The 22,941-nt window shown below is 41.5% G+C and carries 16 protein-coding genes; 3 read left to right on the top strand and 13 right to left on the bottom strand.

Translation table 11 applies throughout. The features are described 5' to 3' along the window. Nucleotides 1-2: 2 nt before the first annotated feature. From KXQ82_RS14485 to KXQ82_RS14430, 13 genes are read right to left on the bottom strand one after another with little or no spacing between them, the layout of a single operon-like run. Nucleotides 3-1,172 (bottom strand): glycosyltransferase family 2 protein, encoded by a 1,170-nt coding sequence (locus KXQ82_RS14485; protein WP_219489117.1) that lies wholly within the window; start codon nucleotides 1,170-1,172, stop codon nucleotides 3-5. Continuing rightward, nucleotides 1,169-2,092 (bottom strand): glycosyltransferase family 2 protein, encoded by a 924-nt coding sequence (locus tag KXQ82_RS14480; protein WP_219489116.1) that lies wholly within the window; start codon nucleotides 2,090-2,092, stop codon nucleotides 1,169-1,171. Before KXQ82_RS14480 ends, KXQ82_RS14485 begins: the two co-directional genes overlap by 4 nt. A gap of 8 nt (nucleotides 2,093-2,100) precedes the next feature. Then, the gene (locus tag KXQ82_RS14475; RefSeq protein WP_219489115.1) at nucleotides 2,101-2,955 is read right to left on the bottom strand and encodes a beta-1,6-N-acetylglucosaminyltransferase; all 855 of its coding nucleotides are present in this window, start codon (nucleotides 2,953-2,955) and stop codon (nucleotides 2,101-2,103) included. A gap of 27 nt (nucleotides 2,956-2,982) precedes the next feature. Further along, the gene (locus KXQ82_RS14470; protein ID WP_219489114.1) at nucleotides 2,983-3,870 is read right to left on the bottom strand and encodes a glycosyltransferase family 2 protein; all 888 of its coding nucleotides are present in this window, start codon (nucleotides 3,868-3,870) and stop codon (nucleotides 2,983-2,985) included. Between the two features lie 44 nt (nucleotides 3,871-3,914). Further along, nucleotides 3,915-4,529 (bottom strand): acyltransferase, encoded by a 615-nt coding sequence (locus KXQ82_RS14465; RefSeq protein WP_219489113.1) that lies wholly within the window; start codon nucleotides 4,527-4,529, stop codon nucleotides 3,915-3,917. Between the two features lie 7 nt (nucleotides 4,530-4,536). Then, on the bottom strand, nucleotides 4,537-5,742 hold the full coding sequence (locus KXQ82_RS14460; protein WP_219489112.1) for a glycosyltransferase: 1,206 nt from the start codon (nucleotides 5,740-5,742) through the stop codon (nucleotides 4,537-4,539). Then, nucleotides 5,732-7,264, bottom strand: coding sequence for an O-antigen ligase family protein (locus tag KXQ82_RS14455; RefSeq protein WP_219489111.1), 1,533 nt, complete (start codon nucleotides 7,262-7,264; stop codon nucleotides 5,732-5,734). The genes KXQ82_RS14460 and KXQ82_RS14455 overlap by 11 nt, the downstream gene beginning before the upstream one ends. A gap of 5 nt (nucleotides 7,265-7,269) precedes the next feature. Further along, nucleotides 7,270-7,404 carry a hypothetical protein gene (locus KXQ82_RS19885; protein ID WP_255563670.1) on the bottom strand — a complete coding sequence of 45 codons (135 nt, stop codon included), beginning with the start codon at nucleotides 7,402-7,404 and terminating at the stop codon, nucleotides 7,270-7,272. Beyond that, entirely contained in the window at nucleotides 7,401-8,597 is a 1,197-nt protein-coding gene (locus KXQ82_RS14450; RefSeq protein WP_219489110.1) for a glycosyltransferase, read from the bottom strand. Before KXQ82_RS14450 ends, KXQ82_RS19885 begins: the two co-directional genes overlap by 4 nt. A 22-nt stretch (nucleotides 8,598-8,619) precedes the next feature. Beyond that, nucleotides 8,620-10,746: an exopolysaccharide transport family protein gene (locus KXQ82_RS14445; protein ID WP_219489109.1), complete on the bottom strand. Its 2,127-nt coding sequence runs from the start codon at nucleotides 10,744-10,746 to the stop codon at nucleotides 8,620-8,622. After that, nucleotides 10,746-11,441, bottom strand: a complete 696-nt coding sequence (locus tag KXQ82_RS14440; protein ID WP_219489108.1) for a TolC family protein — start codon at nucleotides 11,439-11,441, stop codon at nucleotides 10,746-10,748. Before KXQ82_RS14440 ends, KXQ82_RS14445 begins: the two co-directional genes overlap by 1 nt. A gap of 6 nt (nucleotides 11,442-11,447) precedes the next feature. Then, the gene (locus KXQ82_RS14435; RefSeq protein ID WP_219489107.1) at nucleotides 11,448-12,533 is read right to left on the bottom strand and encodes a sugar transferase; all 1,086 of its coding nucleotides are present in this window, start codon (nucleotides 12,531-12,533) and stop codon (nucleotides 11,448-11,450) included. Next, on the bottom strand, nucleotides 12,517-12,915 hold the full coding sequence (locus KXQ82_RS14430; RefSeq protein WP_219489106.1) for a response regulator: 399 nt from the start codon (nucleotides 12,913-12,915) through the stop codon (nucleotides 12,517-12,519). The genes KXQ82_RS14435 and KXQ82_RS14430 overlap by 17 nt, the downstream gene beginning before the upstream one ends. Nucleotides 12,916-13,421: 506 nt before the next feature. Between KXQ82_RS14430 and KXQ82_RS14425 the strand changes: the two genes are divergently transcribed. The 3 genes from KXQ82_RS14425 (at nucleotide 13,422) to KXQ82_RS14415 (ending at nucleotide 22,938) form a co-directional block, all read left to right on the top strand. Next, nucleotides 13,422-16,493 (top strand): PAS domain-containing hybrid sensor histidine kinase/response regulator, encoded by a 3,072-nt coding sequence (locus KXQ82_RS14425; RefSeq protein WP_219489105.1) that lies wholly within the window; start codon nucleotides 13,422-13,424, stop codon nucleotides 16,491-16,493. Nucleotides 16,494-16,555: 62 nt separating this feature from the next. Continuing rightward, nucleotides 16,556-18,778 (top strand): PAS domain S-box protein, encoded by a 2,223-nt coding sequence (locus tag KXQ82_RS19990; protein ID WP_219489104.1) that lies wholly within the window; start codon nucleotides 16,556-16,558, stop codon nucleotides 18,776-18,778. 221 nt (nucleotides 18,779-18,999) lie between these two features. Continuing rightward, the gene (locus KXQ82_RS14415) at nucleotides 19,000-22,938 is read left to right on the top strand and encodes a Pls/PosA family non-ribosomal peptide synthetase (protein ID WP_219489103.1); all 3,939 of its coding nucleotides are present in this window, start codon (nucleotides 19,000-19,002) and stop codon (nucleotides 22,936-22,938) included. The last annotated feature ends 3 nt before the right edge of the window (nucleotides 22,939-22,941 follow it).

Below are 22,941 nucleotides of genomic sequence, written 5' to 3'. Positions count from 1 at the left end.
GATTATCTGCGTTCGGCTTTTTCCCAAACGGCGCTTTGGTTTTTGCGGTAATACCGGATGATGCCGGCGAGCACCGCGTAGTTCATTACGCAAAAATAGTACGGGATAAAGAGTATTTTGATACGCAGTTCGCGCTTCTCCAAAATGAAGCCTAAAAAAGCCATCAGGTAAAACATGATCTGGGCCACAAAGAGGATCTGGTAAAAAGTAGCTTCAGCGTTACGGGCTATAAGGAAGTTGAGCACGAAAGCTAATATCAAAAAGAAAGGAGTAACCGTCCACCGTAAAACACGGTGGCTAACGTACTGAAAGTTTAGTACGCTCGCAAACGGGTTGAGCAGGCTTTTTAACCGCAAAATAGATTGGATACCGCCCGCGGCAATGCGCACTTTGCGCTTCAACTCTTCGGATACGTTGGCCGATGCTGTTTCTGTAGCGTAGGCCGTTGGTTCATAAACAATGCGGTAACCTTGTTTGGCTATCAGCATCGATATCATAAAATCATCAAGAATGGTATCCGGATAAACAGGTTTATACAGGTTGGTGCGTACACTGAACAGCTCGCCCGCGGCACCAACTACCGAATATAGTTCAGAGTCCCATTTTTTTAGCGCAGATTCATACTTCCAGTAAAAACCTTCGCCGGCAGAGCTGGCATCAGCATTTTCTTCAACATGTACACGTTTTTCGCCTGCAACGGCGCCTACGGTCTGGTCGGCATAATGGCGACAAATGTTAATGAGCGCATCAGGGTTTAAAAAGGTATTGGCATCGGTAAATACGGTTATTTCGGTATCAACGCTTTCCATGGCGCGGTGTACGGCAGCAATTTTGCCCATACGCCCGGGTCGGTGCAGCAATTGTATTTGTTGGTAAGCGGCTATTATTTCAGGCGTTCCGTCATCAGATCCATCGGTAACAAAAAGCAATTTGAGTTTACCTGCAGGATATTTTAGTTTGAGGGTATCGGCAATTTTTTCTTTTATGAAGCCCGCTTCGTTGTAGGCAGCTACCACCAGTGTGCAAGTTGGCAGGGTATCCATATCAACAGGTATTTGTTTTGGCATGCCTTTCACTTTACGCTTAATGCGGATAATGATGTACAGCAAAATGCCATATCCCACAAAAGTGTATACAACAATAAAGAGGCTTAACCATAAAAGTATTTTCATGCGATGGTTTTAATAGGGTAACCCAGTTTCATGCTGTTTCGTGGTTGAACAATATTCCAGCCTATGGCTTTAAACAGCATAAGGATAAAATTATAGTTTTTATCTTTAATATAAAGTATGATGTTGCGGGGCGTAACTAACAGCAAAAAGTAAATGTAAAAGAACCAGCGCTTTAAAAATGGCGCGTTGCGGCGCATAAACAAAATGCGGTTACGATTCATAAAGTATTCCTTCAACGCACTTTTTGCACCTACAGATACCGACTCTTTATGATAGATGAGCGCATTGGTGCAAACCCAGGCCTCATAACCCGCACGCTTGATGTGCTCGTTCCAATCCATTTCTTCGTAATAGAGAAAATAGTTTTCGGCCATCAGTCCAGCTTTATCAACGGCCTCACGGCGCAGCATCATGGCGGCACCATGACAAAAGCCGGTAGGAGCGGTAATTCCATCGTACTGACCCTTATCTTCCTCAAACTGGCCCACACATTTATTAGCGCAGGTATAATAGTTCATTGGTGTAAAGCCAACGTACTGCAGCACATCCGGCTGTTGGAAATATTTTATTTTTGGTGAGATGATGCCTGTGTTTGGGTTGGCTTCTAAAACGTTTACAAGCGTTTCTGTTAACCCTGTTGTAAATTCAGTATCATTATTCACCAGAAAATAATAATCGCCTGTAGCGGCTTTAATGCCTAAGTTATTGCCGCCTGCAAAACCTAAGTTCGCATCAGAACGGATGAAAATAACATCAGGATATTGCGCCTGCCATTGTGGTACCGGATTGGTTTTGCTACCATTATCCACCACGATAATTTCGATATTATTATAGGTATTGGTATCACTGATAGAAGAGAGCAATGCCTCGGTTACAGCGGGCTGATTAAAATTTACGGTAATGATGGATACTTTCTTCATAATCATCCTCAGAATTTATTCAGCAGTTTTTCATCAAGGTAATTCAATACTTCGGGTTTTTGATCCAGGTCGAATTTACGCGCATACAGCGCCGGTGATTGGAGTAGCTCGCCGGCATCCTCCATGCCTAAAGTTTTTGGGCTGACATCATTTGCCGACCAATCAATATACCTCAGGTTATTATTCACTATTTTGAACTTGAGGTGCGAGTTGTACAATACGGTTTGTATCACCACCTCATCAGAACCCCATGATAGCCTGAAAAAATCGACTACTTTTGGGTGTTCCACCAAAAAATTAATGACGTACTTAGCTGCTTCTTCAGTTATGGTTAGCCATTGCGAGCGCCCAACAAACTCCAGATCGGCCGGACGTTGGCGGGCCGGGAAGAAATTGTTAATTAAAGATTGTATAGTATACTTTCCGGGAAACCGGTAATCAGTTAAGTGGTATTGGGTAACCCTGCTTTTAACGCTTTTCCACCAGTCCGAATCTTCGGTAAGGTATTCCATAAATATCTTATCAGTATTGGCTGCAAAATAGTTATGGATATCCTGAACGGTTTTTATAGGGTAATCATCACCACTTAGCAGGTTGATATAAGCGTAGTTGTTCTTAGCATCCAATATTTCCCTAAATCCATTTAGCGTGGCTTCTACAATGCTATACGAACCCCAGTAAACTTTTATTCGCTTTTTGATGGCATAAACGTTCGGCCGCTGTAGCAGTTTTTCAAAAGGTTCAAACCTGGTTTTAGCATCCAAATGAACATAGATATCAGCATCCGGATGTTGTAACCTGTCCATTAACCGGGCTAATTGCTTAGGGTTTTTGTGTACCAGGATCAGGTGCGCTATCTTCATCTATGAAATTAGGTAGGTGACAATAAATTAAGCGTCTTTGCTTTTGCCGGTAACATATTCGCCAAGGCCGCTGCCATGGCTTTTAAAACGATTTTTAAAAGCGGCCCAAATACCACCATCGTACATTAGCCGGCGCGGCGAAGTAAATACCCGTGCCTTCATATCAAGCACCAGTTTTAAACGGCCTTTCTTTTTTAAATTAACAGCCATGGTGCCGTCTTCTGCTTCATCAACAAAGTAATCACTGCCGGCGGCGTTATCAAACATGCGTACCTGTTTTACTTTAAAGCCACCTGTTTCGCGGCCTACCTGGGTAACAAAACCCATGTTAAAGCCAAGGGTGTTTAAGTATTCGCGTTTGCGTTTGCGTATTTGTACCAGTATACCGGTAATTAACTCGTAAAACCAAAGGCCAAACCTGTTATACCCTTCGGGTGGGATGAATGAATAGCGCCCGTAAACACCGGTAATGCCCGGGTCTTCTACCATTGGCTTAACCATCAGGTCGATCCATTGGGGCGGGTAAAATGTATCCGAGTCTGCACAGAGGTGGTATTTGCCGCGGGCTTTTTCGAGGCCCATTTGCCGTGCATGGGGGGTACCTTGTTCGGGCTGCAGGTAACTGCGTACGCCAAGCTGGTCTAAAACCTGTTGTGTACGGTCTTTGGAGTTGTTGTTTATTACAACTATCTCCACCTTATATTTTGTTTGGTTTGCCGATAAGGATGACAGGGTACGAAAAATATTATTCTCCTCGTTCCAGGCGGGTATAACCACCGAAATATCAGGCTGATCTTCCGTAAAAGCAGAAATTTGCTTTTGCAGGGCAGCTATTTCAACGGTGGTTAAATCGTCAAATTTTTTGCCTGTAAACAGGTGAGGTTTTATCCAACCGGGAAGTGCGAATAGTGACATGCTTCTTGTTTTAGGGCTACTGATGGTTTACCAATTTACGTTTACTATGCTTTTTCCCACTTTGCAATTTCAAAATTATATTTCTTTATCACTTTGGCAGGATTACCTACCGCTACCGAATAATCGGGGATATTTTTTGTTACTACGCTGCCGCCACCTATTACCACGTGTTTGCCAATGGTAACACCTGCTGTTACAACGGCATTAGCACCTATCCAAACATCATCGCCGATGGTAATTTGGGCGGTAGTTTCTTTCTGAACGCTTGGTGGCAGGCTCACGTCCTCATACCCATGATTTAAGCCTGATACCACAATATTTTGAGCAAACATTACATCGTTACCGATACTTACCGGGCCGATGATAACATTGCCAATACCAATAATAGTGCGGTCGCCAATTATCACATCGCCTACGCCATTGTTAATGGTCGAAAAATCTTCAATTACCGAATTTTCTCCCAATTCAAACTTATTATACGGAAAAACATCTGTCCTGGTTCTGTTTCTTATGATAGATTTCTTTCCGCGTTTGTGTTTAAACGGATTGACCATCATTTTTACCCAAAGCCGTGGTTTATGTTGCCCGGCAGGTATCATCATCCACAACGCTAATTTTTTTAACGTAGGGTTAGCTTTTATTTTTGATACGATAGACATCCGGGTGTTAATGATTTAATGTATTTATGGCTTTATATATTTCGTTCGCGTTATTCTCCCATGTGTGCGATGCAGCAAAGCTTTTACGCTCTTGCTGTAGTTCAGTTGTATTTTCGTCGAGTGCTTTTTGGATCAGGTTTAAATAATCCTCTTTCGTTTCCCCAAGATAAGTATAATCTTCGAAAATTTCCATAGCACGGGTTTTTGTAGCAACGGTTGGTTTACCCATGGCCAGGTACTCATCAATTTTGCGGGGGTAGTTACCAATGGTAACTTCGTTTATTAGTTGTGGGTTAATGCATACATCAAACGAGTTAATATATGTAGGCAACATACCACCATCCTTAGCACCTAAAAAGTGAATGTTTTTCACTTCGTGCAGATCGCTTACTTTAAACGCTTCATCTTGCGGGCCAACCAGCACAATGCTCCAATCGGGGCGTTTAACGGCAATGTATTTTAACAATTCCATATCAAGCCTGATGCTTTGCAGTACACCAACATAACCAATTATGGGGCGTTTTATCAGTTTAACATCATCGGGTATAGTAAAACCTTCGGTGTTGTTAAAAAGGCTCAGATCGCAACCCTGCCCAACGTAATATGAGTTCGGATTATATTGGGCACAATAATCAGACAGGTATGGCGAGTTGGCTACGCACAGGTCACTTTTGGCAATTAATTGCGGCTCTAAAGTAGTGCCATGCTTTTTCCAGTAATCTGTAGCTATCATATAATCGCGCGAGTAGTATATACTTATGGCGGGCGATAAAAATTCCTTTAAATAAAAGCTCCTGAAAATATCCGAATCGTTAAAAAGTATAAAGTTTTTAAAATGGAGTTTTTGGATAGCTTTTTTTATTGAACGTGCAAAACGCCTGTTATTAACTTTATTAAAAATGCTGAATATAGCAGTACTACCAATCCAGTTAATGGAATGAATGGTTTCATCGGGATAATACGTCCAAAGGTTGCCATCAACATGCTCTAAACCGTCGGCCTTTTTATTTATTATGGCAAGGCGTTTCTGTATTTTAGGATCGTGCTTGTTTGTGTATTTGGTTTTAGTATCAAGGGGCGAGTTAACATACAGCACGCGGTTATGCTTGCTAAACTCCATGGCCAGGTTTTTGCAATTGCTGCCTATATCGGTATCCCAGGCTTGCTGACCCACAACAATAATATCCCGGCCGCTTATGAGGTTAGTTTGCATTGGCGGCCTCCTTTAATTTCTGCCTGTCTAAGCGGTAACAAACCGGTATAATAGCCATCGCAAAAAAGAAAACAACGTTCGACGGGAATTGCACAATAGCTTCTTGTGGGTAGTTGCCTATGTTATAGGCAAAAACTACCAGTGTTACTGCAAGGCAATAGTTTTTAAGTCGTGGATCGTGAATGAGGTAGTAGTTGTTTATTCCGCAGTAAAGCGCCATAAAAACTACTATGCATATTAATATCAGCCCTATATAACCCAATTCTACGGCAACCCTTACATAGCCGCTATCAGGCGGGAAATTTGCCAGTTGTGAGTTTGGTGCAAAGCGTTGCCCCCATTGCCCTGTTGAACCCAGGCCACCACCAAAAGGGTGCGATTGTATGAACGGGCGTATTTTTGCCTGGTTTATTTTACGAACATTAAACGACGGATCATTGTTGGGTTTAAATGCTGTTTGAAACCTCATGATATTAGGGTTTGAGGTAGGCATAAAAATAAGCACTCCAAAAAGTGCCGCAGCTCCTATTACAAAATAAAGTACCTTTTTGTTAAAGTTTAATATGGAAAACAAACCCATAGCCACCGGTACCAGCGGGTAAGCGCCACGTGTTCCCGAAAAAAGCATCGAAAACATAAAAAGCAATACCAAACCAAAAAGGATATACTTTTTTGATGTTTTTATTGGCCCGTACATTAGTGTTATACAAAGAATACTGGCCGCCGTCATGTTATAAGCAAAGGCAACAGGATCCGAAAAAATAGAAAACTTGCGCATATGCCCATCAATGAATAGTAAACCAACTTTCACAGGATCACTATACAGGTATTGGGATTCTGAACTCGAGAAACCAATAAACTCCTGCTTAATTCCATTTAACGCACCTAATGCAGCCAGGCCTATCCATATTTTGAACATGAGGGTAATAAACGAAACTTCGCGTATCTGATACACAAACACATAATACATCAATATAACAACAGCTGTTGTGCGGATGGTAAATATCCAGGCCAATGCGGATACCGATTGCGGGTTTAGCACCTCGAGAAAATTATAGCCTATCCATATCAGCATTACAATGCTTAGCTTATCCGTAAAATAATGCCATTGCCGGTTTTCAGGGTTTCGTTGCCGGTCTTTTTTTTGCTGGATGAAAAAACCGAGTATCAGCAAAAATTCAAGCAGGTCCATCACCGTGCCCAGCGGGAAACCATGTGTATCCATTTTCATGGGAATGAATAACAGGTATGCCGAAACAAACAGTGCTATAATGCCAAATTTGGGATAAAATACAATGCCATAAACTAATGGTGGCCCAACCATAAGTATGATAAACAGCAGCGCGGCAATAACGCCAATTTTATAGAGGAGGAGCGCCAGTATTAAACAAACAAAGGTTAAAAAAATAAGGCTGGCAGGATGGGCCAGCTTTTTGAGCAGGATATCTTTCCATAAAGCACTGAGCCGGTTTTTAAAACCGGAAGGCTTTTGAGGGTTATCTATATGAATAACAATATCCATTTGTATTAAAATACTATTTTAATGAACCATATGGCTACCCCCGCAAAAGCCGCCGCAATTGCCATACGACGTGAGTTTTTTTGCAGCAGCGTAAGGTGCGCGTATGGATTTTTTTCTATTTTATCTGGTTTGATCTTCACTTTTGCTCTTTTATATCATCAATATGCTTATCAACATAATGCACGGTTGCAACATTGTTTTTTTGCCCTTTAAATATCTTTAGCAAGGATAGTATCTGTAAAAACATAAACCGCGGAATGTTTACCAGCGATTGATAGATCCTTTTATCGGTTACTGAAAGCTTTAATGATAAAACAAAACCTGCAACAAATAGCAATAGGCCCAATACCCATATGGCGCTAATTAAAAAATGGCCCGTTATTAAATTGATGAATGTAAAAAGCACGGATAATAGCAAGAAAATGAACAATGGCGGGCGTACCAATACCAACCCGAAAATAAACTGGTTACGGCTAAAATGAATAATGCCGTTACTTATCATACCAAAACCGTATTTAAAGTATTTAAACCAGGTATTTATCCAACGGGCGCGTTGATTAACCAGTTGCTCGGGGCGTGATGTTTTTTCATCATACACAACGGCTTTGCCTGTAAATGCTATGCGGTAATCGCGGTCAACTATAGCAGCCTGTAAAACTTTATCAAAGCCGGCGCCTGTAATATCTAAATGCTCAAGGCACTCGCGGTATAAAGCAGTGGTAAATGCCATGCCCGATCCGGCCAATGTAGCTGATGAACCTGCCCCAAAAAGTATCTTTCCATCATAAAAGTGATAATAAATATCGCGGGCGGCATCAAGGCAGGCAAAGGTTGTATCCAGGTTTTTAGCTTCCCTTATACCTTGTACGGCGCTGTAGCCGGCAGCAAAATATATGTTTAATTGGTCCAGGTAATCGGGCTCAACAAGGTTATCGCTATCAATAATTGTTAAATAAGTGTGCGGGCGCTCAAAGTTTTTTATGGCATAAAAGTGCGAGCGTGTATTGCTGGCTAAAGTTTCTTCGGGCCTTAATAATACTACACGGTCATCATCAAATTTTAAATTGCTGATATCGCAATTATCAGCAACAATATAAATAAGGTAGTTGGTGTATTTTAATTGCAGCAATGATTTTACTACCTGTGGCAAACTATCTGTTTGCTGGTACGCGGTTACAATAATGGCATAATCAGGCGCAAGAAAAAAGGTACCGGGTTTAACCGATGGCTTTTTACTGATCAAATAAAATACATACAGCAGTAGCGGGAATACCAGGTTATAGCCAATGATAAGCTGAAAGATGATCCATACAATATAAACAGGCTCATTCATTGAAGTAAATATTTACAGGTAATTAAATATTGTTAACCGGGTTCATTTTATTGAATATCCAGCCACCAAACTTATCACCTAATGATTTTAAATATTTAATTGATAATCTTTTGTTTTCGGTTAAAGTTTGATCGGCTTCAAATACACCTATAACTTTATCAGCAAACAGCAGCCACTCCTTGGCTTTATTCATTTTATCCAATGCCGGGGCCTCAATAATTATCAGGTCGTAAATCTGTTTCAGTTCTGTTAAACGTTCGTTTATCGTTCTCTCATCCTGAATTTCAAGTAATGTTTGGTCGCCGCCTTTATTACCCAATACTGTTACGCCCGCATCACTATTTAAAAGGCTATATTTAAAATAGTCTTCAATTGTATTTTTAAGAGGTAAGGTTGTGCTTATGGTACGGCTGTCAAAGTTGCCATCAATAACCAACACCTTTTTACCAATAATTGAGTATGATTGTGCCAGGCTCAGCGCCATCAAAGTTTTTCCTTCGCCGCCAATTAAGCTGGTTAAGGCAAGTATTTTGTTGTTCTTAAACTCCTGGTCAATCTCAAACCTGATAGAACGGAGCTGATCTTTAAAGCCGGCTGTTTCGTTGCCGTTATCAGTGCTTAAAAGTTCTTTAATATCAATAGTTTGAGGGGGCAATCTGTACAAAACACCAAGCACCGGTATATCGGTAACGTTAGCCAACGCTTTTGGTTGTTTTATTGAATGATCGATATAATACAATACAAATAAAAACAGCATGCATATCATAAAACTTACCATACCGCTAAGTATAACCAACAGCATTTTTTTAGATGCCTGAGGGGGTTCGGGAACGGCAACGTCTACCTGCTGCAGTTTTGAATTGTAGCTCGATTGCATGGTGATCTGATTGTCTTTTTGTAATACCTCAAGGTACTCGCGCGTTTTTACATCAGCATCGTTCTCTAACGATTGTATCACAGCTTCGTTAGGTACCAATACGTCCAGGCGCTGGTGTAAACGTAGAATCTCGTCGGATAATGATTTTATACTGAATCGGGCAATATCAAGTGTTACCTGCAAGGTAAGCTTTTGACTTATTAATGCTGATTTTGTTGATAACGGTGTATTTATGCTTTTATCTATCGATTCATTTATCTGCCGGGTTATAATATCCTGTAACGAATCGATGCTGTGTTTATAGCTATCGGCATGGTTGTTTTTTATCCACAGGTCAGTTAACTGAGCTAATTTTTGTTTGTTAGCTAAAATGCTGCTGTTTACTTGCATTAAAGTACTTTCAATGTACTTTTTATCAGTAGGGTTAAACTGCCTGTCAATATTATTAATAGAGCCTGTATAAGCTATAACATCCTTTTCAGCCTGTTGCTTTTTATCTTCGGCGGCGGCCAATTGGGTGTATAAGCTGCGCGCCTGCTCACTTAAACTAAGTATGTGATTTTTAATTTTATATTGCTTTAAACTGGATATAGAGCTATCCATTGTTGTTTTTTTCTTTTTAAGTAAGCTATCTAAAAAGGCAACATCTTTATCCTGGTTCTGTTTGGTTTGGGCGGTGTAATATGTTGTGAACTCCTTAATAAGTGTATTTACAACGAATGCGCAAAGTTGTGAATTTTCAGATTCGTAGGCTACTGTTATAAAATCGCTGTTCTCAGACCGGTAAACATTTAATTTTGATGCTATTGAACCCGGATCGTATTTCATTGAGCCTAAAACACGGTCGAGTCCATTTTGATCAGGATCATCCAACGATAATGTACCTTGTGTTGCGTACATGTTGTTATAAACTTCAATAGCGTGTTTACGCGCGCTGGCATTCATACTCAGAAAATCTTTACTGGTACGAAAAGGGGCCGGTGAAGTAAGATCGTGCAAAATAAGTTTGTATGAAACCAGCTTTAACAGTTTTTTGGTTTGTAGAATGGCGATCATGTTGCTAAACTTCTGGTTCGCCTGCGATTCGCCTACAACCTGGGTAAGCAGGTTTTGCGATTCGTTAACTATCCCCGTAGCTATTTGCGATTGCGACGAGTAAACGTTTGGCAGTTTGCGAACTAAAAAATAAGTAACAATAACGGTTGCCAATGGAATTAGCAGCAACGCGAGCTTAAAACGCTTGAGCAGATTTTTGAAATTTTTTAATTCCATTATTTTATATCCTCTAATTTCTTACCCAAAATTTCTTCGAGCGTACTTTTGGCAATTAAAAAAGCGGTTTCCGCATCTAAACGTGCCTGGTTACTTTCTGAGTATGACAACGAAGCTTTTGTATAATTCTCTATCGTTTCGTTACCATTTTCAAATTGGTGCTTTGATTGGTTATATATGCTTTCGGCATCGTGGCCGGATTTGGTACGTAAACGCAAAATAGCTAACTGTTGCAGGTATGTAAAATAGCGCTTTTTAACTTCAAGCTCAATGTTAAGGTTGTAAGAATCTTGCTCTAATTGTGCAATAACAAGGTTCTCTTTGGCATTACGGATGGTAAAGCGTTTGCCTAATAAGTTACCCAGATTATATGATACAGAAATTTGATAGCCTGTAAAAAAACTTGTAAAACCACCGCCGGCAGCAAGGGCAAAGGTATTTTGAGGACTATATACGTATGAAAATGAGAAAGCATCCCACCAGGTTTCTTTTGCTAATTTATAACTATTGTCAGCAATGGTAACCTGTACTTGTTTTATTTTTACGGCCGGGTAATTGGTTTTAGCCGTTGCAATAAGTTTTTCAAGGTATGGATAGGAAACAGCATCCAAAATACTCTCCTGGCCATAACTTGTTATTGTAAACAATATAAAAAACAGTGTAAAATACACTTTAACAGCAAATACTTTCTTCATTCTTAATTACACTTTCTCTTTCTGGAACAAAGCAGGGAATGTACCCAAAAGAATTTTAAGGTCGAGCCAGAAAGAATAGTTTTGGGCATAAAAGTTGTCTAATTTTTTCCGCTCACGTTCAGACATGTCTTCTTTTCCCCTTTTGCTTATCTGCCATAATCCGGTTAAACCCGCAGGCCCCAAAAATCGCATCGACCACTCGTTCGAAGTCAGCATTTCTGCTTCATAAAGTGGCAGCGGGCGGTTGCCTACTAAAGACATGTCGCCCATTAAAATATTAAACAGCTGTGGTAATTCGTCAAGGCTGCTGCTGCGCAAAAAGCCACCTATGCGTGTTATGCGCGGGTCGTTCTTTATCTTAATAAAAGCTGCTTTGCTTTTACCTTCTTCCTCGGCTTCATATTGGTTAAGGCTTGATAAGGTAGATAATACCTGATCTGCATCTGTACGCATAGAACGGAATTTATAGAAATCAAAAACCCGGTAGCCCGTGCCTACACGTTTGCTTTTATAAATAATAGGCCCTTTGGAGTCAAGTCTTACTATAATAGCCACAGCAAGCATAATGGGCGATAGCAATAAAATTGCACCACCCGATGATACAATATCAAATGCACGTTTAAACAAGGGCATTTTATATTCAATATCAACTTTATTTAGTAACTCGGATAATTTTGGCCTGATCAGCTTAAACTTGATCAAAAAGTTTAACCGCTCACATAGGTACTCTACAGGCAGGGGGTAAGTATACAGGTCATTTACCTTTAACTGCATCGCTTTATTTTTCCACTCCGGTACATGGGTTTTGGCCAATAAAACAATGAGCAACCCATGCAGCATGGGGTTTTTCTTTATTTTTTCAACCAGGGTAAAGCAATACTCATCCTCGTCAATTTCCATCAATAAAATATCCGGTAATGTAAGTATTGATTGCTCTGACAGGTAGTCTTCGAAGGAATTGAATGATATCAAATGCTTAACCGCAAATTGATGCTCAAGTTCATTTACCAGTATTTCTTCAGGTCCGGAGCTTACATAAGCTACTTTATTCTGTAGCTGAATAGCGCCGTCCCAGTTAGTTGTTATGTGCATGCCCGCTTGTATAGTATAAATTTAAAACCATAGTTATTGCAGATTTTAAGGAGGTTGGGTTAAATGGCTTTTGCAAATAAGCATCTATTTTAAACGGCATTCCTTCCACCTCGTTTTCAAGGTTTTCTGCACCCGAAAGTACAATGATTGGGGTATCTCTGTAAAAGCCGCTTATTTTTAAGTTTCTAACAAAAGTTTGACCATCAAGGTATGGCATCTGCAAATCCGAAATTATCAGCGTCGGATCATTACCTTCTTCTAACCAGCTTAAAGCCTCCAGCCCGCTGTTTTTAATAACCAGATCATAATCTTTTGACAATATAAAGTTGAGTAACTTTAATATGCTCATATCATCATCAACTACAAGTATCTGTGTTTTCATACAGTAAATTTAAAAAAAGGGGGTTAACTTAGAAGTATATATACGTATGTTTTTGATATTGGTTGCAAAGCTATCATATTATAACCTTAAATTTTTTAACTAACATAGCTATTTAAAAGTTCCTATCCAATTATTAACTGGCGCATTAGTTATACCAAAGTTGGTTAACTTGTTAATTGGTAAGGTAGAAAACTATTAGGAAATATTCGTAACTTTTAATTGTTGTGGTATGTTGTGTGGTAATAACCTGAAAATCATCCCCAATGTAGTTGATTGCACTGAGTGGGGAGTATAATTGCAAACACTACTTTATTTTACTTGCTTCATAATTAAACATAAAACTAAATTATTTTTCTCTTTTTATCAATATTAACAAGCCCGAAACCTCTGTAAATTTTTTTAATTTAATATTACAAACATGCTGTTATTAAAATTAAGCTGTAAATTTATTAACTGAGCGTACCGAAAATGTAACCTTGTAATTGTATAATCGTATAAAACAGGTAATGATGTTAACACGAGAAATATCTCAACAATACGTATCAAGGCAATGGTCGGTGTCCTTTTTTAAATACGGGCCCGATAGTGCCGGCAATGCCATGTTTTTTGATCTGAGCAGAAATACAGGCGATTTTTTTGAGATGGGTAAGCAGGGGCATGTAGTTAATAACAAAGAGTTTAACACCTTTGCAAAAAGTATTGATGGTTTTTTGCATGCTGCAGATGATTGCCTTACAACAGGTGCGGCATGGGATTGGGAAGGCACTATACCCGCACGCGACGGAAGTATTAAATGGATAAAAGCCAGTGCCGAAATAGAGAATTTTGACGGCCGCATGGTTTTGAATGGTGTGTTTTTCGATATTACTGAGTACAAAGAAATAAAAGCCGAATACAAAAAAAATAAAGAACTTTTATCACAAACCGGAAAGCTTGCTAAAATAGGAACCTGGGAAATTGATTTGGTTGCCAATAAACTCTACTGGTCTGAAGAAGTGTACCAGATGCACGAGCTTGACAGCATTGAAAGGGTAGACTTGAAGACCGCATTAAGCTTTTACCCCGAAGCCTCGCGCCCGATAATGGTGGCCGCGGTTGATAAACTGATTACAGATGGCATACCTTATGATATTGAATTGCCATTGCTTACTGCAAAAGGTAACAGGTTGTATATACGCTCAAGCGGAAATGTTGTTATTGAAAACGGAAAAGCGGTGCGCATTTACGGCATCATTCAAAATATAACGGCCAGCAAACAGCAGGAAGAAAGCCAGCGGGTAATTTTTGAATTTTCAACAGACGCGCATTTGCTGATAGATGATGATGGGATAATTGATTGCAATAATGCAGCATTACGTATGCTAAAATGCGATGATAAAACAAAGGTAGTAGGCCGCAACCCATCCGAGTTTTCGCCGGAATACCAGCCCGACGGGCGCTTGTCGGCAGAGAAAGCCGCCGAAATAAACCAGCGCGTTTTTGAAAAAGGGCACCAACAGTTTGAGTGGATGCATACCCGTGTTGATGGAACCGATATTATGGTTGAGGTAACCATAAACCCGGTAACTATTGATAATAAGCCCGTGTTGCTTGTGGTATGGCATGACATTACTACACAAAAGCAGGCCCTGGAACGACTAAAAAGTAATGAGGCACTACTGCGCGACACACAGCAGCTTACCCATAGTGGTAGTTGGGAAATAGATATGCTTACAGGTAAAAACTATTGGTCGGCAGAGGCATTCCGTATTTTTGGTTTGGAGCCCAAGGGCAATGGGCCAACTACCGATGAGTTTGATAAAATGATACATCCAGACGATCGAGAAAAATATCTTGATTCTATACGGATGGCGCTAAAAGGGGGCACCTCATCAAATTACGATCTTCGCATAATAAAACCCGATGGGGAGGTAAGGCACATACAAGCTATCGGCAAACCATTCTATAATGATAATGGCCAGGTAATTAAGCTACATGGAGCAATAATAGATATTACCGATCATAAACGAGCTGAAGAAAATATCCGCGCGAAACAAGAACAATTAATATCCTTTATTGAGTTTTCGCCGGCCGCGATAGCTATTTTTGATAAGGATATGCGCTATATAGCAGCCAGCAATATCTGGAAAAGAGATTATAAGCTGGAACGAAAGAACATTATCGGTGTGAGCCACTACGATATTTTCCCCGAGTCGTCATTACGATGGAAAGAGTTTCATCAGCGTGGTTTTGCGGGCGAGGTTGTAAGCAATCCCGAAGATAGCTACGTGCGTAAAAATGGCCGGATACAATGGTTTAGGTGGGAGATTAGACCATGGTATGAAAAGGATGACGAAATAGGCGGTATCATCATGTTTACCGAAATTATTACTGAGCGTAAAGAGGCAGAGCAGGCTTTGGTTAAAGCCAAAGAACAGGCCGAAAATGCCGCGCAGGCAAAAACTCAGTTCCTCTCAACCATGAGTCATGAAATACGCACGCCAATGAACGCGGTAATAGGCTTTACACATTTGCTGTTACAAAACCCGCGCGAAGATCAGTTGGAGTACCTCAATATCTTAAAGTTTTCGGGCGAAAATTTATTGGTGCTCATTAATGATATACTTGATTTTAGTAAGATTGAAGCAGGCAAACTGGAGTTTGAAGATGTTGATTTTAGTGTAAAAGACCTGATAAGGAACACCCGCTCAGCGTTGATACAGCGTGCCAACGAAAAAGGTATCCAGGTTAAGCTGATGGTTGATGAAGACCTGCCCGATGCGGTAATTGGCGACCCGGTGAGGCTGGGGCAGATACTTACCAATTTAATAACCAATGCCATTAAGTTTACAAACGAAGGTAAGGTGCTCATCGCGGCATCATTAGTAAGCCAGGATGATGAATATACAACCATCTGTTTTGAAGTAAAAGATACCGGCATCGGTATCCCGCTGGATAAGCAGGAATCTATATTTGAAAGCTTTACACAGGCAAGTTCTGATACAACACGCAAATACGGTGGTACAGGGCTTGGCCTTACCATTACAAAGCGCCTGCTCGAAATGCAGGGCAGCCAGATAAAATTAGACAGCGAGCCGGGCAAAGGCTCAACCTTTTATTTTGATCTTAAATTAAAACGCAGTTCGTTAAAAATTGAATCAGAGCCAGGTTCCAGTAAGCCTGTAGTTGCCAAAAGCTTAAAAGGAGTACGCATTTTACTGGCCGAAGATAACCAGATCAACGTGCTGCTGGCAAAACAATTTTTAAAGCAATGGGATGTAGAATGTGACGTTGCCGAAAATGGTGTGATAGCCGTACAGTTAGCAAAAACCAATAATTACGATATGATATTGATGGATATCCAGATGCCGCAGATGGATGGCTATACAGCTACCGAAGAGATCCGTAAAATGGAACCAGCCTCAAAATATCAAAAACTACCCATTATAGCCCTTACGGCTTCGGCTATGCTTGATAATAAAGATCGCGCCTTTGTTGTTGGTATGAATGATTATGTGAGCAAGCCTTTTAATCCTGATGACCTGTACCGCAAAATTTCGCATTACCTGCAGGTATCGGCAAGCCAATCCGATTCATAATATTATTGTAAATTAGCCATTTATTATTTGCCGATCTCTGAAAAATTTACCTGTTACAATAAGTGGATAATATTTACAAAACCATACTTGAAGATACCCTTGCCGGGTTTTGGGATTGGGATATCCGATCGGGTAGGGTATACCTGAGCCCGGCTTTTAAAGCCATGTTTGGTTATGCTGATGTTGAGCTTGCCGCTGATATGGAGACCTGGCAAAGCCTGGTTTACCCCGAAGATATTTCGCTCGTTACTGAAAGCATCAGGAAACATATTGATAGCAATGGCCAATTGCCGCATAGTGTTGAGGTGCGTTGCATGCACAAAAATGGTAGCTTGTTATGGGTAATGTCAACCGGGCAGATCGTAGAACGCGATGGCGATTTGCCAGTAAGAATGGCTGGTTGCCACATTAATATCGATAAGCAAAAAAAAGCGCAAATAGAATTGCAAATAAGTGAGCAACGTTTCCGCGGTGCTTTCGAATACTCGGCTATCGGCATGGCGCTGGTATCGCCGGAAGGTAAATGGCTTAAGGCTAATAAAAAGCTGTGCCAAATGCTGGGCTATAAACATACCGAGTTACTAAAAAAATCCTTTCAGGATATTACCCACCCGGAAGACCTTGGAAAGGATATCGAACTGCTCGGTCAACTATTAGCAAAAGAGATAGATAGCTATCAGTTAGAGAAGCGTTATTTACATAAAAATGGTGGCATAGTATGGGCAATGCTTAGTGTTTCGCTGGTGCGCGATGAGGTTGATATGCCCCTGCATTTTGTATCGCAGGTAGAAGATATTACACTCCGGAAAAAAGCTGAGAGCGAACTTCAACAAAGTAAAGATCAATACCGGCTACTTTTCCGCAGCGTTCAGGATGTTTTTTTTAGGGTAGATGTTAATGGTAACCTTTGCGAGATAAGCCAGTCCATAGAAAAATATGATGGGTATAAGCAAGCTCAGTTTATTGGGCAGCCAGCCTCTGTTTTTTATTATGACCCCAGCGAAAGAGAGGCGGTAGTAGAGGCATTAACCAAGTATGGCCGAATAAACGATTACGATGTGCGTTTAAAAACTCCTGATGGCCATTTTGTATATACATCAATAAACGCCTATGCTATTTTTGATGAGTACGGCCATTTTGCCGGATCTGAAGGTAGTATTCGTGATATTACGGAGCGTGTGCTGATAGAGGAAGCATTAAAAGAACGGGATGCATTGCTAACTAAACTTTCCGAACAGATCCCGGGTGTTATTTACCAGTTTCAGGCCAGCCCCGATGGGCGGTATTTTTTGCCATTTGTAAGTAATGCTATTATCGATCTGTATGACCTTACCGCTGAAGATATCCGTTATGATGCCACACCTGTTTTTGAGCGGGTGCACCCCGACGATCTGGAAGCATTTTCTACCTCGATAATAAAGTCGTTTGAAACACTTGAGAAATGGGAGCAGGAGTTTAGGATAAACGTACCCGGTGCAGATACCAAATGGGTTCACGGGGCATCGCGTCCCGAAAGATTGGAAGATGGCAGTGTGTTATGGCATGGCTTTATTGCCGATGTTACCGAGCAAAAGCAAAAAGAACAACAGCTAAGACATACTTACGATTTGATAACCGAACAAAATAGCCGCCTGGTGAATTTTGCCTATATCATATCGCATAACCTGCGCACACACTCGGGTAACTTTGAGATGCTGGTAAAGTTGATAGAAGACACTCATGACGAGGATGAAAAGGCCGAGCTGATGCAACACCTTAAAAAGGTATCAGAAATGCTGAGCGAAACTATTATGCACCTTAATGAAGTGGTTTCGGTGCAAACCTCCATTAATCAGCAACTTACTACCATCGATCTGTTTGAGTATATTGAAAAAGCCATCGAAGTTTTAACCATTAAAACTAACGATAAAGAGGTGATAATAAAAAATCATGTTCCCGAAGGGTTTGAGCTTGAGTATAATGCCGCCTATATCGAAAGTATCATCTTTAACTTCCTGTCTAACGGTATTAAGTACAGGCATCCCGAAAGGCAAACCGTTATTAATGTGTCTGTTTATCAGGAAAACGATCATATTATATTGGAGTTTGCCGATAACGGCCTTGGTATTGATATGGAAAAAAACCGTGAAAAGTTGTTTGGCATGTACCGTACTTTTCACCATAATGCCGATGCCAAAGGTATTGGCTTGTTTATCACCAAAAGCCAGGTTGAGGCTATGGGGGGTAAAATTGATGTGACCAGCGAAGTGAATAAAGGCACCTCCTTCAAGATCACGTTAACCTGATCATATTCTGAATGTAATATATCTGTTAATATTTGTTAAAACATAATTTTCAGGTTGCTCAACATTAAACCATCCTTGTTGTTGTAAGGTCATAACGGTATGCTTTTGGCAATGCGAATAATAAAAAAGAGTAAAGCATTTGCACATAAAGTATTACTATTATTGTGATGCAATTTAGCCTGCACCTATTAGATTAGACCTGAAAATACAACCAATTATATATGAGTTTACTCAGTATTGTTAACGGTGCCCATCGTGCCGACTTGTTGCGTGACGAAACTTTATCAGACATATTCACCACATCGGCACAACAATTTGCCGATAAAACCGCGCTGATCTTTAATGATGAATCAATAACTTACAGTGAGCTTAATAATTGGGGCAATGCAATAGCTGCTTATCTTAACAAACAGGGAATAAACCATGGCGATAAAGTAGGAGTTTGGTGGCAGCGCGGTTTAGATCTGCACGCTGTAATATTAGGCATTATAAAAGCAGGCGCCGCTTATGTACCCGTTGACAGGGAAATGCCTGCCGAACGTGTTGAAACGGTAATGAAGGAGGTGGAAGCCAATGCCTGTTTCAGTAAACAACCTTTAAATGTTACATGCAAATTATTAAAAGTACCCGCGAGGCCTAAACAAGGCGAAGTGTTTCCAACACCGCAAGGCCCTCAACCCGATAACTGCGCTTATGTATTGTATACATCGGGCAGTACCGGCACCCCCAAAGGAATCCCGATAGGGCACAGGCAAATATGCCATTTGGTACGATCTGAGCAAAGCGTGCTGCAAATTCAACCTATTGATAAGGTTTACCAGGGCTTCTCTGTATCTTTTGATATGTGGTGCGAAGAAACATGGATAAGCTATTTTGCAGGTGCAACCATTTGGGTAGCCGATAATACCACATCAAAAGCTATTGATGAGCTGAGCTCTGTACTACGCGAACAGCGCATAACGGTACTGCACGCCGTACCGAGCCTGCTGGCTGTAGTGGAAGACGATAACCTGGCACTACGCATAGTTAATGCCGGCGGCGAGGCTTGTACCCGCCAGGTTCTGGACAGATGGGCAAAACCCGGCAGGCAATTTTATAACAGCTATGGGCCAACAGAAACTACAGTAACATCAAACATGGGTACGTTAAACCCCGGCGATGCGATAATGATAGGCGACCCTTTACCTAATTATAATGTTGCCATAGTTGATGAGCAATTAAATGTTGTTCCTAGGGGCGAGCGGGGTGAATTGGTGTTAAGCGGCCCGGGCCTGTCAGGCGGCTATGTTAAACTCCCTGAGCTAACAAAACAAAAATTTATACCTAAACCAGCCTCGCTGGCCGATATGCCGGGCGATATGATATACCGCTCGGGCGATGCCGCAATTATTACCGAAGACGGAAAAATTGATGTGCAGGGCCGTTTTGATGATCAGATAAAGCTGCGTGGCTACCGTATTGAATTGGGTGAGATAGAAGTAAAGCTAAACGGGTTAACCGGTGTTCTTTCGGCAGCGGTAGCAGTTAAAAAAGACAGTAATGATCAGGATCAGTTGGTAGGCTATGTAATTACCGAAGACAATACTGATTTTGAAGAGATATTGCTCCGTAATGAACTGGCAAAAGTATTACCCACTTATATGGTGCCCGGCACAATTGTTAAAGTGGCAGAAATGCCACGCATGCCGAGTGGTAAGATCAATCGTAAAGCGTTGCCTGTTCCCGAAGCGTTGAGCATAAAAGAAGTGGACGATCCTGATGGCGCATTAGATATGAACCTGCCACGTAAGGATAGGTTTTTAGCCATGCTGAATAAGATATTCCCCAATAAACCTATCGATCTGTCGATGGATTTTTTTGATGACCTTGGCGGGCATTCACTATTGGCTACTGCTTTGGTATCGCGTTTGCGCAGAGATGCCGCTATGCCATATGCATCGTTAAAAGATATTTATACCAACAGGCCTTTAAACAAATTGGTTGATTATTGGGAAAGCCATGATAAAACCAAAAAGCAAACCCGCGTATTCAATAAGGTATCAAAATGGAAATACTATACCTGTTGGCTGGCGCAAACTTTGGCACTCGGCATTATTTATGGCTTGTTTGCTATGGAGATATTCTCGCCCTACCTGGCCTATTACTATGTAGAGCAGGAAACAGATAATAAACTTTGGGGTATCCTTATCGCAATTTTGTTCTTCTGTATCATTCCGCCGGTTTATACCATTACCGCCATTGCAACAAAATGGCTGTTGTTAGGCAAAATGAAAGAAGGCGATCACCCGCTATGGGGCGGCTTCTATTTCAAATGGTGGTTTGTAAAAAAGATGCAGGAACTGGTGCCTACTCAGTTTATGACAGGCACACCGGTTTACCCTATTTACCTGCGCTGGATGGGTGTAAAGGTGGCCCCCGATGCGCAATTAAGCTCAATGTCTGTCGGTGCGGAAGACCTGCTATCTATTGGCAGCGATGTAAGTATCAGCTCTGCAACCATGCTGAACAATGCTTATGTTGAAGATGGTTTACTCAAGCTACGCAGTATCCGCATCGGCGATCACGCTTATATCGGTAGTAGCGCTGTTATATCAGGCGGAGCAACCATGGAAGCCTGGAGTGAACTGCAGGATCTGAGTCACCTATCAGCAGGAAAAATCATTAGGCCCGGCGAGATATGGCAGGGTAGTCCGGCTATTTTAAAAGAGACAAAGCCAATTGAAGAACTGCCACAGCCATTGCCGGTATCAAAAGCCATGCGCCGTAAGTATAACGTGATATTTTCGGTGTTGGTGTTCCTGGTACCTTTCATCGTCTTGCTGCCGCTTATCCCAACTATTATTGCCGTGAATGTATTAGATAACCGCGCCGATGATTGGGATTTTACCTATATGTGGACAGTGCCGTTTTTGGCAGCGCTGTACATCATCATGTTTGCGGGCGAGACGATCATCTTAACGCGCCTTTTACAACGTGGTATCAAACCTGGCAAGTACCCTGTTTATAGCGCTATGTATGTACGCAAGTGGTTTGCAGATCAGCTCATGTCGCTTTGCTTAATTGTACTGCATCCTATTTATGCCACGGTGTTTGTTTCTACCTTCTTTAGGTTGCTTGGCGCGAAGGTTGGCAAGAATACCGAAGTATCAACCGCCAGCAGCGTAACGCACCCTTTATTAGAAATTGGCGATGGCTGTTTTATTGCAGATGCCGTTACTTTGGGCGAGGCCGATGTGCGCGGTCAGCAACTGATATTGGAACATACCGTGATTGACGACACCAGCTTTGTAGGTAACAGCGCGCTCATTCCGCAAGGGTATCATTTACCAGCTAATATGCTTATCGGCGTATTATCCACTCCGCCAAGTGTACAGCAAATGGAAGATACCGGAGCGAAAGATTGGTTCGGTTCGCCGGCCATTGCTATGCCGCGGAGGCAGGAGAGCACGCAGTACCCGCCGGAGTTAACTATTACACCCAATAAATGGCGTAAGTTTGCGCGGGGCACGGTGGAGTTTATCCGGATCATCCTTCCCGAAACGGCCATCATTTGCTTTACCATCATCTTTATTGCGCTTGCTCATACGTTGGTTACCGAGTACCAATTTTGGCAGGTAGTGGTGTTGTATCCGGTACTGTACCTGGTGGCGTTTGGCTTACCCGCATTCCTGATCGTTATCATCCTGAAATGGATATTTATTGGCAAATATACCGCCCGCCAAAAACCTATGTGGACATGGCTGGTGTGGCGCAGCGAAGCTATTACCTCAACATATGAAGCTTTGGCTGTACCTTTCCTGCTCGACTTTTTGCGTGGTACACCGTGGCTGCCTTTAGCTTTGCGCTTACTTGGTGTTAAAACCGGCAAACGCGTATGGCTCAATACCACCGATTTTACCGAGCATGACATGATATCTATAGGTGATGACAGCGCCCTGAACGAAGACTGCGGCCCGCAAACCCATCTTTTTGAAGATCGTGTAATGAAGATAGGCCCGGTTAAGATAGGCGAGCGTAGCAGTATTGCCACCCGAACCATTATTTTGTATGATAGCGATATTGGTAATGATACCAATATTGATGCGCTGTCATTAGTAATGAAAGGCGAAACGCTGTCACCATCTACAGACTGGATAGGCAGCCCCGTTAAGCCCGCGTAATTT

The sequence above is a fragment of the Mucilaginibacter rivuli genome (assembly GCF_019391655.1).
GTDB classification, from domain to species: Bacteria; Bacteroidota; Bacteroidia; order Sphingobacteriales; family Sphingobacteriaceae; genus Mucilaginibacter; species Mucilaginibacter rivuli.
The sequence above is the reverse complement of the archived record's forward strand: the minus strand, read 5'-3'. Positions and strand labels throughout refer to the sequence as shown.

Coding starts and splice junctions, on each gene's coding strand:
- KXQ82_RS14430 (WP_219489106.1), bottom strand. CDS start 12,915: ATGAAAACACAGATACTTGTAGTTGATGATGATATGAGCATATTAAAG.
- KXQ82_RS14460 (WP_219489112.1), bottom strand. CDS start 5,742: ATGCAAACTAACCTCATAAGCGGCCGGGATATTATTGTTGTGGGTCAG.
- KXQ82_RS14415 (WP_219489103.1), top strand. CDS start 19,000: ATGAGTTTACTCAGTATTGTTAACGGTGCCCATCGTGCCGACTTGTTG.
- KXQ82_RS14455 (WP_219489111.1), bottom strand. CDS start 7,264: ATGGATATTGTTATTCATATAGATAACCCTCAAAAGCCTTCCGGTTTT.
- KXQ82_RS14445 (WP_219489109.1), bottom strand. CDS start 10,746: ATGGAATTAAAAAATTTCAAAAATCTGCTCAAGCGTTTTAAGCTCGCG.
- KXQ82_RS14480 (WP_219489116.1), bottom strand. CDS start 2,092: ATGAAGAAAGTATCCATCATTACCGTAAATTTTAATCAGCCCGCTGTA.
- KXQ82_RS14485 (WP_219489117.1), bottom strand. CDS start 1,172: ATGAAAATACTTTTATGGTTAAGCCTCTTTATTGTTGTATACACTTTT.
- KXQ82_RS14440 (WP_219489108.1), bottom strand. CDS start 11,441: ATGAAGAAAGTATTTGCTGTTAAAGTGTATTTTACACTGTTTTTTATA.
- KXQ82_RS14475 (WP_219489115.1), bottom strand. CDS start 2,955: ATGAAGATAGCGCACCTGATCCTGGTACACAAAAACCCTAAGCAATTA.
- KXQ82_RS14425 (WP_219489105.1), top strand. CDS start 13,422: ATGATGTTAACACGAGAAATATCTCAACAATACGTATCAAGGCAATGG.
- KXQ82_RS14450 (WP_219489110.1), bottom strand. CDS start 8,597: ATGAATGAGCCTGTTTATATTGTATGGATCATCTTTCAGCTTATCATT.
- KXQ82_RS14470 (WP_219489114.1), bottom strand. CDS start 3,870: ATGTCACTATTCGCACTTCCCGGTTGGATAAAACCTCACCTGTTTACA.
- KXQ82_RS14465 (WP_219489113.1), bottom strand. CDS start 4,529: ATGTCTATCGTATCAAAAATAAAAGCTAACCCTACGTTAAAAAAATTA.
- KXQ82_RS14435 (WP_219489107.1), bottom strand. CDS start 12,533: ATGCACATAACAACTAACTGGGACGGCGCTATTCAGCTACAGAATAAA.